At 31.3% G+C, this 13,422-nt stretch carries 12 protein-coding genes; 8 read left to right on the forward strand and 4 right to left on the reverse strand.

The features are described from left to right. The 3 genes from HNV10_RS06685 to uvrB form a co-directional block, all read left to right on the forward strand. Positions 1-330, forward strand: a 330-nt coding sequence (locus tag HNV10_RS06685; RefSeq protein ID WP_173300567.1) for a T9SS type B sorting domain-containing protein, incomplete at its 5' end; no start/stop codon positions are given. A gap of 73 nt (positions 331-403) precedes the next feature. Continuing rightward, on the forward strand, positions 404-2,752 hold the full coding sequence (locus HNV10_RS06690; RefSeq protein ID WP_173300568.1) for a T9SS type B sorting domain-containing protein: 2,349 nt from the start codon (positions 404-406) through the stop codon (positions 2,750-2,752). Between the two features lie 35 nt (positions 2,753-2,787). Further along, a complete protein-coding gene (gene uvrB, locus HNV10_RS06695) occupies positions 2,788-4,791 on the forward strand; it encodes an excinuclease ABC subunit UvrB (protein ID WP_173300569.1) in 2,004 nt (667 codons plus the stop codon). A gap of 91 nt (positions 4,792-4,882) precedes the next feature. Here the strand turns inward: uvrB and HNV10_RS06700 are convergent, their stop codons facing one another. After that, positions 4,883-5,284 (reverse strand): TerB family tellurite resistance protein, encoded by a 402-nt coding sequence (locus HNV10_RS06700; protein ID WP_155090335.1) that lies wholly within the window; start codon positions 5,282-5,284, stop codon positions 4,883-4,885. Positions 5,285-5,425: 141 nt separating this feature from the next. On the opposite strand from HNV10_RS06700, the gene HNV10_RS06705 reads away from it, so the two are divergent. The 3 genes from HNV10_RS06705 (at position 5,426) to HNV10_RS06715 (ending at position 7,272) form a co-directional block, all read left to right on the forward strand. Next, complete coding sequence (locus HNV10_RS06705; protein ID WP_173300570.1) at positions 5,426-6,235, forward strand: alpha/beta hydrolase; 810 nt, start codon at positions 5,426-5,428, stop codon at positions 6,233-6,235. 9 nt (positions 6,236-6,244) lie between these two features. Further along, positions 6,245-6,487 carry a DUF1456 family protein gene (locus HNV10_RS06710; protein ID WP_173300571.1) on the forward strand — a complete coding sequence of 81 codons (243 nt, stop codon included), beginning with the start codon at positions 6,245-6,247 and terminating at the stop codon, positions 6,485-6,487. Between the two features lie 83 nt (positions 6,488-6,570). Then, positions 6,571-7,272, forward strand: a complete 702-nt coding sequence (locus HNV10_RS06715; protein ID WP_173300572.1) for a phosphoadenylyl-sulfate reductase — start codon at positions 6,571-6,573, stop codon at positions 7,270-7,272. A 76-nt stretch (positions 7,273-7,348) separates the two neighbouring features. On the opposite strand, the gene sucC is transcribed toward HNV10_RS06715, so the two are convergent. Together sucC and HNV10_RS06725 are read right to left on the reverse strand one after the other, a co-directional pair. Beyond that, complete coding sequence (gene sucC, locus HNV10_RS06720; protein WP_173300573.1) at positions 7,349-8,539, reverse strand: ADP-forming succinate--CoA ligase subunit beta; 1,191 nt, start codon at positions 8,537-8,539, stop codon at positions 7,349-7,351. A 99-nt stretch (positions 8,540-8,638) separates the two neighbouring features. Next, a complete protein-coding gene (locus tag HNV10_RS06725) occupies positions 8,639-9,295 on the reverse strand; it encodes a hypothetical protein (protein WP_173300574.1) in 657 nt (218 codons plus the stop codon). Positions 9,296-9,414: 119 nt separating this feature from the next. Between HNV10_RS06725 and lysA the strand changes: the two genes are divergently transcribed. Together lysA and HNV10_RS06735 are read left to right on the forward strand one after the other, a co-directional pair. Beyond that, on the forward strand, positions 9,415-10,620 hold the full coding sequence (gene lysA, locus HNV10_RS06730) for a diaminopimelate decarboxylase (protein ID WP_173300575.1): 1,206 nt from the start codon (positions 9,415-9,417) through the stop codon (positions 10,618-10,620). Between the two features lie 100 nt (positions 10,621-10,720). Continuing rightward, positions 10,721-11,746, forward strand: a complete 1,026-nt coding sequence (locus tag HNV10_RS06735) for an AI-2E family transporter (RefSeq protein WP_173300576.1) — start codon at positions 10,721-10,723, stop codon at positions 11,744-11,746. A gap of 46 nt (positions 11,747-11,792) precedes the next feature. Here HNV10_RS06735 and HNV10_RS06740 read toward each other — a convergent pair whose 3' ends face one another. Continuing rightward, entirely contained in the window at positions 11,793-13,412 is a 1,620-nt protein-coding gene (locus HNV10_RS06740; RefSeq protein ID WP_173300577.1) for a carboxypeptidase-like regulatory domain-containing protein, read from the reverse strand. Between the last annotated feature and the right edge of the window lie 10 nt (positions 13,413-13,422).

A 13,422-nucleotide genomic window follows, 5' to 3' on the forward strand; every position in this document is an offset into this window, starting at 1 on the left:
TATAACTCCGTAACAATTATAGACCAAAACGGTTGTGCTGAGGTAACAAGAACTGTATTAGTCATTGATGCTCCAAAACACATGTCTCCTAACAATGATGGTGATTTTGATACTTGGCACATTGCTGGCGTAGAAACTCTTCCTGGTACTATTGTCAATATTTTTGACCGTAAAGGCAAACTAATTAAACAATTAAATCACGATAGTTTAGGTTGGGACGGCACCTATAATGGTAATAATATGCCTGCCAGTGATTATTGGTTTGTTGCTACAATTGTTCAAAATGGTAGAACTTTTGAGGTGACTGGTCATTTTGCACTACGTCGTTAAGATTATACGTTTAACATCTTTTATAATTTCACAATAGCTGAGTTGCTTATCTTTGCTAACCCTAAAATTAGAAATGAAACAAATTATACTTTTAGTTTTCACAATATTTTTCATAAGCGCAACTGCTCAGAATATAACAGTAGATAGCCAAAGCTATACTCCACAACAATTAGTAGAGAATATTTTAATAGATAGTGATTGTATTAACAATATCACAGTAACAAATGTTGTTGGAGGTGATTTTGGTGGTACTGATCAAAGCTATGGTTATTTTGATGCTACTGGTACCTCATTTCCTTTTCAAAGTGGTATTGTTTTAAGCACAGGAAGATTGAACAATGTACCTGGCCCAAATACAAGTTTAAGTGACGACAATGCTTCTAATTGGTCTGGTGATGCAGATTTAGAAGGCGCACTTAGCGAATCTGGAACCATTAATGCTACCATTTTAGAATTCGAATTCACCTCAGTTGCTCAACAAGTAAGTTTCAATTATATATTTGCTTCAGAAGAATACCAAGAAAACAATTCTAATACCTGTCAATATTCAGACTTATTTGGTTTTTTAATTAGACGTGTCAATAGCCAAGATCAATATGATAACATTGCTATTGTGCCCAATACCAACACTCCTGTAAAAGTAACAACAGTTACACCAGGTGTTACTGGTAGTTGTCCTCCTGTTAACGAAACCTATTTTGGTAGTTTTAACGACTCTAATGCTCCAATAAATTTTAATGGACAAACGGCTGTTTTAACTGCAACAGCTAATGTTATACCTTATGAAACATACCACGTAAAACTCGTAATTGCAGATGAGTTTAATTACAGATATGATTCTGCAGTTTTTTTAGAAGCAGGCAGTTTTGAATTATCATCAGACATCGGACCAAACAGACTTATAGCAACAGCAAATGCACTTTGCGAAGGCGAATCCACTATTTTAAATGCCTATCAAGAAGGAATGAATGCCTACGATTGGTTTAAAGATGATGTTTTAGTACAATCTGACCCAATGGGTTGTACAGACTGTGGAATATACACAGTAACTGAAGCAGGAAATTACAAAGTTGAAGTTTCATTAGCGGACGGTTGTATTGCCTATGGAGAAGCTATTATTGAATACGCTCAACTCCCAATAGTTGCAAATTCTGTTTTAGTAGAATGCGACCTTAATCAAGACGGTTTAACTACTTATGATTTATTTGAAGCATCAGGCGATTTAACCAACCAAAATCAAGATTTATCTATTGAAGCTTTTTTTGTTTTAGAAACCGATGCCATAGATAATATTAATCCCATTTCAAATCCCAATGCATTTGAAAACACAACACCTTTTCAAACTGTTTTTGCTCGGATTAAAAACTCGGCAAATTGTACTGATATTGCAGAATTAGAACTTCAAACATCAAATAACATAATTACTATTCCAGATTTAAAAGGTTGTGATGGCGATATTGTAGACGGCTATGCTACTTTTGATTTATCTGAAATTGAAACTTCAATTCTAGACCAAATTCCAACTGGTGCGGAAGTTAGTTATTTTGAAACTGAAGATGATGCCTTTTTTGAAACCAATGCCCTTGCTAATACTTTTATTAATACTATAGCTGATTCCCAAACACTTTACGTAAAAGTAAGTAGCAACAATCAATGTTTTAGCATTTCTACGGTAAATCTAAATGTACTTTACACTCCTTTACTAGAAGATGATGAAACCATTATTTATTGTATAACTGAGCCACAAGTACCATTAACTATTTTTGGAGGTGTACTGAATGACCTACCTAATAACTATTACTACCAATGGCAACTTAATGGCACTACAACAGATATAAACACCTTATTTTATGAAGTTACTGAAGCTGGCACTTACAATGTTATAGTTACAGACCCAAATGGTTGTTCTTCTAGTAGAATAATTACAGTTATAGCCTCAGAACCTGCTATTATTGAAAGTATTAATATTGAAGGCATAGCACCAAACAATACGGTAACCGTTACAATTCCTGATAATAGCAATTATGAAATTGCTATCGATGATGAAAATGGTATCTATCAAGATAATTTTGAATTTACAAATATTACCCAAGGGTTTCATACCATTTACATTAAAGACAAAAATGGCTGCAGCATTGTTGAAGAAACCATTTCCGTTTTAGGATTTCCAAAATTCTTTACACCAAATGGAGATGATGATAATCCTATTTGGATAGTTTCTGGTACAGAAGAACAATTTCAACAAATAACATCTATTGAAATCTATAATAGATATGGTAAATTAGTCAAACAACAACTATCTTATTACGATGGTTGGGATGGTCAACTCGATGGCATACCACAACCTAGTGACGATTATTGGTATGTAGCAAATTTTATAGATGGCACAACTTATACTGGGCATTTTGCCTTGAGACGTTAATTGTCTTACGTTAATCTTTATCGTAACTTTGTAAAATGCGATTTAAAATTGAGTCAGAATTTAAACCAACAGGTGATCAGCCACAAGCCATAAAAAAACTTGCTAAAGGCATTACTGATAACGAAAAGTACCAAACACTTTTGGGTGTTACAGGTTCTGGAAAAACCTTTACCGTTGCTAACGTTATTGAAGAAGTACAACGACCAACCTTGGTTTTAGCGCACAACAAAACTTTAGCAGCACAACTCTATTCTGAATTTAAACAATTCTTCCCAGAAAATGCTGTAGAATATTTTGTATCCTATTATGACTATTACCAACCCGAAGCCTACATTCCGGTTTCTGGTGTTTATATAGAAAAAGATTTATCTATAAATGAAGAAATTGAGAAGATGCGACTCAGCACTACCTCTTCCCTATTATCTGGTAGACGCGATGTAATTGTTATTGCTTCAGTTTCTTGTTTATATGGTATTGGCAATCCTGTAGAATTTCAGAAAAACGTAATTACATTAGAACGGGACCAAGTTATTTCGCGTACTAAACTACTACATCAATTAGTTCAAAGTTTGTATTCTAGAACCGAAGCTGAATTTAAAAATGGAAGCTTCAGAATTAAAGGTGATACTGTAGATGTATTTCCTGGCTATTCTGACCACGCTTATAGAATTCACTTTTTTGGTGATGAAATTGAAGAAATTGAAGCATTCGATTCTAGATCCAATGAAGTTATAGAACGTTATGATCGTCTAAATATTTATCCTGCAAACATGTTTGTTACCTCTCCAGATGTTTTGAATGGTGCAATAAAAAACATCCAAGATGATTTAGTAAAACAACACGATTATTTTAAAGAAATAGGAAAACACCTTGAAGCCAAAAGACTTAAAGAACGTACAGAATTCGATTTAGAAATGATACGTGAGTTGGGCTATTGCTCCGGAATTGAAAACTACTCAAGATACTTAGATGGTAGAGCACCAGGCACAAGACCTTTCTGTTTATTAGATTATTTTCCGGATGATTTTTTAATGGTTGTAGATGAAAGTCACGTAACCATTTCACAAGTTCATGCTATGTATGGAGGCGATAGAAGTAGAAAAGTAAATTTGGTAGATTACGGTTTTCGGTTACCTGCTGCCATGGATAACAGACCTTTAAAGTTTGAAGAATTTGAAGCGCTACAAAACCAAGTTATCTATGTATCTGCAACTCCTGCAGATTACGAAATGCAAAAAACAGATGGTGTTTATGTAGAACAAATTATTAGACCAACAGGTTTATTAGACCCTATTATTGAGGTTAGACCAAGTTTAAACCAGATAGATGATTTAATCGAAGAAATCCAAGATCGTGTTGAAAAAGATGAACGTACATTAGTAACAACACTTACTAAACGAATGGCAGAAGAACTAACAAAATATTTAACAAGAATTTCTGTTAGAACCAGATATATACATAGTGATGTAGACACTTTAGAACGTGTTGAAATTATGCAAGATTTAAGAAAAGGTGTTTTTGACGTTTTAGTAGGTGTCAACCTTTTACGTGAAGGATTAGATTTACCAGAAGTTTCGCTTGTTGCTATTTTAGATGCTGACAAAGAAGGATTTTTACGGTCGGCTCGTTCATTAACACAAACAGTTGGTAGAGCTGCAAGAAACCTAAATGGTAAAGCAATAATGTATGCAGATAAAATTACTAAAAGCATGCAAAAAACAATTGATGAAACCGAATACCGACGAGAAAAACAAATTGCGTACAACACTAAAAACAACCTTGTACCAAAAGCTTTAAATAAAAGTTTAGACAGCGCATTATCTAAAAATTCTGTGAGTACCTATCGTACCGAATTAGATGCACAAATTGCAGCGGAACCAGAAAGTGAATATTTAACTAAAGCCGAACTAGAAAAGAAAATTAGAGAGCGACGTAAGTTAATGGAACAGGCAGCAAAAGCTTTAGATTTTTTAGAAGCAGCCCGTTTTAGAGATGAAATTACAGCTTACCAAAATAAATTAGAGAAACTGAAATTATAATAAACAGAATTCAGTTTATTTATTGTATTATCTAATTAGTTAACATAACAATTTACTTCGCTACAAGTAATTTATAAATTTGGTGATTAACTTAATTATACTGAACCTTAAAAATATCTATTAAGAAATCTGGTGGTACAATTTTATTTGGAAAACTATCCATTAAATCTAACACACGATTGATAGACTCATGACTCAATCCCATTCTTAACCCAAAGTTATGAATTTTCACCAGTTGTTTTGGAGCTACTTTATGATCTAAATTCATGAGCAACACCAATCTATGAAACTGCACAATTCGCTCACTATGCGATTTTAAATGCACATAAGTTACAGGATGCTCAAAAAGATATTCAAAATCTTCTTTAGAAATATCTAATTGTTTAGCTATACTGAATAAAAAGTTATATTCAATAGATTTAATGTTTTCATCTGTTTGAGCAAAAGCAATCATTTCTGATAATAAGCTCAATTTTTCAGCACGATTAATCATGGTTGAGGGGAATTAATTTACATTGTAAAGTTAATAAGGTTGTTTATTTTATTGTCGTTGATATAATGTATCTTGTCGAAAAATTAAATGTACTTAGTCGGAAAATAATAACGTTTGTCATTAAACTTATTCTGTTATAGCATGAAAATTACGCTCATATATTTATTACTTTCTATATTTTTACTCAACAACGCAACAGCACAAAGCACTGCATCTAAACAAGTTACAACACTAAAGATTGCCGCTCCACAACTTGATACCGTAAAAACTATTTGGGTGTATTTACCAAGTGAATACCAAAACACAGAAAAAAGATTCCCTGTAATTTATATGCATGATGCGCAAAATTTATTTGATGCAGAAACTTCTTATGTTGGTGAGTGGGAAATAGATGAATATATGGACAGATTAACTAATAATAAGAGTATAATTATTGGTATAGAACATGGAAATGAGAAAAGAATTGATGAATTGACACCATTTATGCACGAAAAATATGGTGGAGGAAGCGGTGATTCTTATATAAGTTTTATAAAAAACACATTAAAACCAAAGATTGATTCTATCTACCGAACAAAACCAGAAGCCAAGGACACTAGCATTTTTGGATCTTCATTAGGTGGGTTAATCTCATTTTATAGTGTTATAAAATATCCTGAAACTTTTAGTAAAGCTGGTGTATTTTCGCCTGCATTTTGGATAAATCCAGAAATTTTTGATTTTGTAAAAACATCCGATATACCCGAAAGTTCAAAATTTTACTTTTTAGCTGGTACTGATGAAGGAGAAACCATGATACCAAAATTAGAAGAAATGATAACACTATTGAAATCTAAAGGTGTCAAAGAAACGCAATATAAAAAGCATCTAGTTAAAGATGGAAAACACAATGAGCAACTTTGGGCATCTAATTTTGGTAATGCCTATCAATATTTAACAACTAACGATTAATATTTTAATATGACAAACAATGATATTTTCAAAAAATTAAGAGTAGCACATAAGCTTAGAGATGACGATATTGTAAAAATCCTAGAATTGGTGGATTTCAGAATTTCAAAAAGTGAGCTTAACGCTATGTTTAGAAATGAAGACCATCCAAAATTTATGGAATGTGGTGATCAAATTCTTAGAAATTTTCTTAATGGATTAATCATTCATTTAAGAGGTCCAATGCCAAAACCTCAAAAAAAGAAGACCTAGTTTACAAAGTTCGCAAAACTTTTACACTTATTTTTTTGTTAATAGATAACCTAGTAAATTTGTTATCTTGAATAGATTAATCTATGTTTGAAACTACTTCAAAAATAAAACCTCAACCCAGTTTTTCTGCCGAAGAAATAAAATCTTTAAACAAAAAATACAAATCGCTTACGGCAAGAGAGCGCATTACACAGTTGTATACAGATTTTAATGAAAAAGACGTAATGCTTACAAGTTCTTTTGGTGCAACCTCTGCTTTTTTGCTAAAGTTAGTTTCAGATATAAATAAAAATCAAGAAATTCTTTTTATAGATACAGGTAATCATTTTGATGAAACCATGAACTATAAAAACGAACTTACCAAAAAATATGGTATTAAGGTTTCGTCGATATCAGCTACCAAAGAAGAGCGAGATTTCATCACAAAAGATGAAACTTGGAAGAAAAATCCTGAGTTTTGTTGTTCAATTAACAAAGTAAAACCATTGGAGTTAGTTAAACAAAACTATAAAATCTGGATGTCTGGTTTAATGGAATGGCAATCAGACCATAGAGCAACATTAGATGTTTTTGAACTAAGAGGTGATATTTTAAAATTTTATCCATTATTAGATGTTTCTAAAGAAAATAGAGAAGCCTATTTTAAAGAACATCAATTACCGCTTCATCCATTAGTTTCAAAGGGCTATAGTTCAATTGGATGTAAACATTGCACTGTACCTGGTGATGATAGAAATGGTAGATGGAATAATAGTCCTAAAACAGAATGTGGATTACATTTGTAAAAAAAATAAATATATCTATATAATAAAAAAGCTCTCAAATTGAGAGCTTTTTTTATTGGTATTTACTAAAAAGATTTTATCCTAAAACCTCTTGAACTTTATCTGCTGCTTCTTGGAATTCAGTAGCACTCATTACATCTAATCCAGAATTATCAATTAATTCTTTTGCAATGTCAGCATTTGTACCTTGTAAACGTACAATGATTGGTACATTAATATTACCCATGTTTTTGTAAGCATCTATAACCCCTTGTGCTACACGATCACATCTTACAATTCCACCAAAAATATTAATTAAGATAGCTTTTACTGCTGGATCTTTTAATATAATCTTAAAAGCTGCTTCTACTCTAGCTGCATCTGCAGTACCACCAACATCTAAAAAGTTAGCTGGCTCACCACCTGCTTGCTTAATTAAATCCATAGTTGCCATTGCTAAACCAGCTCCATTTACCATACAACCAACGTTACCGTCTAAATCTACATAGTTCAAACCTAAAGCACCTGCTTCAACCTCAATAGGATTTTCTTCACGTAAGTCACGTAATTCTGCTAAGTCTCTGTGTCTGTACAATGCATTTGCATCTAAAGTTACCTTAGCATCTACAGCCATTATTTTACTATCACTAGTTTTTAAAACTGGATTGATTTCAAATAAAGAGGCATCCGATTTGTCATATGCTGTATATAAAGCAGTTACAAATTTTGTCATTTCTTTAAATGCTGTACCAGATAACCCAAGGTTAAACGCTATACGACGCGCTTGAAAAGGTAAAATACCTGTTGCTGGGTCTATCTCCTCATTATGTATTAAATGTGGTGTTTCTTCAGCTACTGTTTCAATATCCATTCCACCTTCAGTAGAATAAACAATCATGTTTCTACCATTAGCACGATTTAATAGTACAGACATGTAGTATTCGTTTGGTTCTTCAGCACCAGGATAATAAACATCTTCAGCAACTAAAACTTGGTGTACACGTTTTCCTGCTGCAGAAGTTTGTGGTGTTACCAAATCCATTCCTATGATTTGTCCTGCAATTTCTTCAACTTCTTTAAGGTTTTTGGCTAATTTAACACCGCCACCTTTTCCACGTCCACCTGCATGAACCTGTGCTTTAATTACATGCCAACCTGTTTCGGTTTCAGCTGTTAATTGCTTTGCTGCATCAACAGCTTCTTTAGCACTTTGAGCTACAATTCCGCGTTGGATTCGTACTCCAAAACTGCTTAATAATTCTTTTCCTTGATATTCGTGTAAATTCATTTTTAATCAGAAGTTTATTAGTGAAACAAAAATAAGCATACTAATAGTTTCTACCAATTGTTTTTATTATTGATTTAACTAACCGCTATTAAAATCAATTTATTCAATTAATCTTTTTATAGCAGAAAACGCCTTATCTACTAAGTAATCTTCCACCACTATGGTAAACTCATTGGTAGTAGAAACCACTTCATATAAGGTAATATTTTCCCAAGCTAAACGTTTAAATATTTGATAATATAAACCTACAATTTTAGAATTTCCTTTAGGTAAGTATATACTTATAGCAGATAATTTTTCTTGCAAACCTATTTGAGTTTCGTCTTTAAATGCCCTTAAAATACTATCCCGTTCTGATGTAGATATAATAATATTACTCTCAAACATACCACGTGTAAAGGCATAAAAAATCTGATGATTGCTACTAATTTTATCTAATATTTGAGCGTGACTATCTATTAAGGTTTTAGAGTTTTGAAACGTAAAATCACTTAAGTTTGAACGAACTGTAATATCACCCAATTGATTAAATGCTTGCTTTAAATTTTTAGAATTCTCTAGTTTTAAAGGCTGCTCGTATCGACGTAAGGCCATCATAATGGCACCTTCTTTTACTGGTTTTCGTAACATTTTTGAAATTGGCTCATTTAAATCCTTAGCCAAAGCAGAAAAATTAATAATCTGACGAGACAAGCCTTCTTCTAAAAAAGGACTAGCAACAATAATCTCTTGAACGCATGATGCAATAGTTTTCATATTGTTAATTATTTAACATTTTGTGTAAAAATAACAATTTTTTTACATTTATATGTTTATTATTAGGATTACATCTATTTTCGAACCTTGAATTAAAAATAAACTTTAAGAATAAAAAAATGACAGAAAACACCTTATTAAAAATAGCTAAAGATTTTGGAAGTCCTGTATATGTTTATGATGCTGATAAAATTGAATTTCAGTATAAACGATTAACGAAAGCTTTTGGTAAGGTTAAACAATTAAAATTGAACTATGCTGTAAAAGCACTTTCAAACATATCAATTTTAAAATTGTTTAATAAATTAGGTTCTGGCATTGACACTGTTTCCATACAAGAAGTACAGTTAGGTATTAAAGCTGGTTTTAAACCAGAAAACATCATATTTACTCCAAATGGTGTATCGCTTGAAGAAATTGAGAAAGCCGCAAAATTAGGTGTACAAATTAACATAGACAATCTTTCTATATTAGAGCAATTTGGCACAAAACACCCAAAAGTTCCTGTTTGCATTAGAATTAATCCACATGTAATGGCAGGAGGAAATACTAATATTTCTGTAGGACATATTGATAGTAAATTTGGAATTTCAATTCATCAAATCCCTCTATTACTGCGTATTGTAGAAAACACAAAAATGAATATTAATGGTATTCATATGCACACAGGAAGCGATATTTTGGACATTGATGTATTTTTATATGCGAGTGAAATTTTATTTGAAACGGCAAAGAATTTTAAAGACCTTGAATTTATAGATTTTGGCTCAGGGTTTAAAGTGCCTTACAAAGCTGGAGATATTGAAACAAATATTGAAGAATTGGGTGAAAAATTATCGAAACGATTTAACGAATTCTGTAAAGAATATGGTAAAGACTTAACCTTAGCTTTTGAACCTGGAAAATTCTTAGTGAGTGAAGCTGGTGTATTTTTAGCTAAAGTTAATGTTGTAAAACAAACCACCTCAACCATTTTTGCTCAGATAGATTCTGGTTTTAATCATTTAATTAGACCAATGCTATATGGTTCTCAACATGATATTATTAATATATCTAACCCTAAAGGACGCGAGCGTTTCTACTCTGTTGTTGGCTATATCTGTGAAACTGATACTTTTGCAAATAATAGAAGAATTTCTGAAATAAATGAAGGCGATATTTTATGCTTTAAAAATGCAGGAGCCTATTGCTACTCTATGTCTAGCAACTACAACTCGCGCTACAGACCTGCAGAAGTTTTGGTTTATAAAGGAAAAGCACATCTTATTAGAAAGCGTGAAGTTTTTGAAGATATATTACATAACCAAGTTGAGATTGCTTTGTAGTATATTAGAAATTTTGATGTAAATGAGTTAACCTTTTAAGTGATAGTAGCAACTTAATAAAGTGATGACTATTATTTTTGACAAGTAATAAAAACTTAAAATGACTCAAATTGCACCTAAAATAATTCGTCAAATATTTGTTTTACTATTAATTATACTCTTTGGAAGTTTGATTTTTAGTGAAATGTTACCTTATTTGAGCGGAGTCTTAGGTGCAATTACGTTTTATATTCTTCTAAGAAAACCAATGAAATATTTGGTCAATAAGTATAAATGGAAATCTAGTGTAGCTGCTTTATCGCTAATGTTAGGTTCTTTTATTGTTGTTATGATTCCGCTTACAGGATTTGGGTTTATGTTAGGAAACAAAGTTTCTGATGCTGCAGCTAACAGCGAAAAAGTAATTGATGCTTTTAAAGATCAAATTGGCAAAATAAAATTTAAAACAGGTATTGATATCAACTCCCAAATTGATACCGCCTCTATAACCTCTTGGCTTTCTGAAAGTATGCAAAGCATGGCCGGAAACACTTTTAACTTACTCATCGCTATAGGTTTAATGTATTTTATGCTCTATTTTATGTTAACTAACCGTAAAGAATTAAGGCAATCTCTACGCGATTATATTCCTATGGACAATGAAAATATCAATAAAATAGGAAAAGAAGTGCAAACCATGGTAAAGTCTAATGCTATAGGAATCCCGTTAGTAGCATTAGCCCAAGGACTAATTGCTTTAATCGGTTTCTTAATTTTTGGTATTGAAGACCCTTTATTTTGGTTTGTAATTGTAACCATTGGCTCTATGATTCCGTTTGTTGGTACTTTGGTTGGCATTCTGCCTGTTTTTATTTTAACTTTATCTACTGGTAATAGTTTTCAGGCTTGGGGAATTTTAATTTATGGTTTTGTTGTAGTAGGCTCTACGGATAACTTAATTAGATTATTCATCCTAAAGAAATTAGATAATGTTCATCCATTAATTACCCTTATAGGTGTAATTGTTGGTGTACCTCTTTTTGGGTTTATTGGATTGGTTTTTGGACCTTTACTGGTAAGTATGTTTATGGCTTTGACAAAAATATATAAAGAGGAATATGGAAAATCCTCGGAATTTTCATCTTAAGATTACACCTTATAATTCACTATATACTACTAAATACTAATTTTCACTAACGCTTAACCTCTTCAGTTTGCTGTAATGGAGAATTAACCCAATATTTATTAGCATCGAAGTTTTTACTATTTAATTTACTTGAATACAACGGTAACGTTTTATTTACAAATATAACATCTTGAGGTAGAGATTTATTTTCAAAAATTTCTTGAGTAAAAAACTCTCTAAACTGAAATCCTAAAAGTTTAGACGCCTTATAAATAGTCATTCCTGAAATATCTTTTATTCGCTTTAATTTATAGGTAAAGTCCTCTGGTTTAGTATCAGCTATTTCTGTTTTAGTACCAGCTGCCCAATCTAAAACACTAACTTTAATAGTCTTTTCATCTATTAACTTAATATTTCTTATAATTAATTTATTAGTTCTAAAATATAATTTAAATCTACTTTTCCTTTTAATTGAACTTTCGTCAACAGGCTTATTAAATGTAAAATAAAATGCGTTTGTATCTGAATCTAAATCAAAAGTTTCTTCCTTAAAAGGATTAGGTTCTTTTATTATAAATCGATTATTAAATGTCATATAATTCAAATACATTTTTCCAGCAACTTCTTTATATTCAATATTAATTTTAAAAAGGGTATTAGACTCATTATCAGCTTGCTCATTAGAACCAAAACTCATTTTCCTTTTTCTATTTACAATATAATTTTCGTTTTCGTAGACACGATAGTCTAATTTATAAATAGCATAATTAGATTTTGAAACGTAAATTTTTCCTTTAGCTTTAAATTTTGATTGTATATCCTCCTTGGTTTTAAACTCAATTTCATACAAAAGTATGTCATCCAGAAAAATACCTTTAGGTATCATAAAGTCATGATTATTAATAAAATCATCTTTTAATACATAAATAAACGAAAAGCTAGATTTATTGTAATTCCTTATTGGATTATGAATATTTAAAATCTCTAATTCATTTCTAATATCTGTTTCCAACTTTGCATCTCCAAAAGCATCTAAAACTTTAGATTTTCCATATATACTATTGAGCAACAATGTATCTTGGTTAAAATTATTATTTTGACTGTATGAATAAAGTACAGTTTGATTATCCTTATACTTTATCTTATTGGTTTGAAAGCCAGAATCAAAATCCTCTAAAATTCCTTCGTTAAGGTTATAATATTGCCCATTTACAATTTGATAATCTCTGTAATAACCCATATAAGCATGAGGTTGATTAGGATAATTTAACGGTATCTTACTTATAGCTTTATTTATAATGGTTAGCGAAGACTCCTTAGTAATTTGATTTGTTTTACCTGATGTTATAAAAACAGCATCTAAATTTTCTATTTTTGGTTTTAAATAAATGATATTTATTGCTTTATAAGAAAACGTATTAACTTCAATAATTTGTGTTTCATACCCAATTGAAGAAATTATAATTTGTTTGTTTTTTTGTTTAAACATTGCTGGAAGCCTAAAACTTCCCTCAGCATTGGCAACAAGTCCATTTGCCTCACCTTTAAACTGAACAGTTGCAAAAGATACAGGGTATTTATTTTCACTATCCACTATTCTGCACTCTAACTGATCAGCACCTTGAGCGCAAATCACAGCAGTACAAAAAAATAAAATCAAATAAGTAACAGTAAGTTTTTTAGACATAAATTTTATA

The sequence above is a fragment of the Winogradskyella litoriviva genome (genome assembly GCF_013249065.1).
Lineage (GTDB): Bacteria > Bacteroidota > Bacteroidia > Flavobacteriales > Flavobacteriaceae > Winogradskyella > Winogradskyella litoriviva.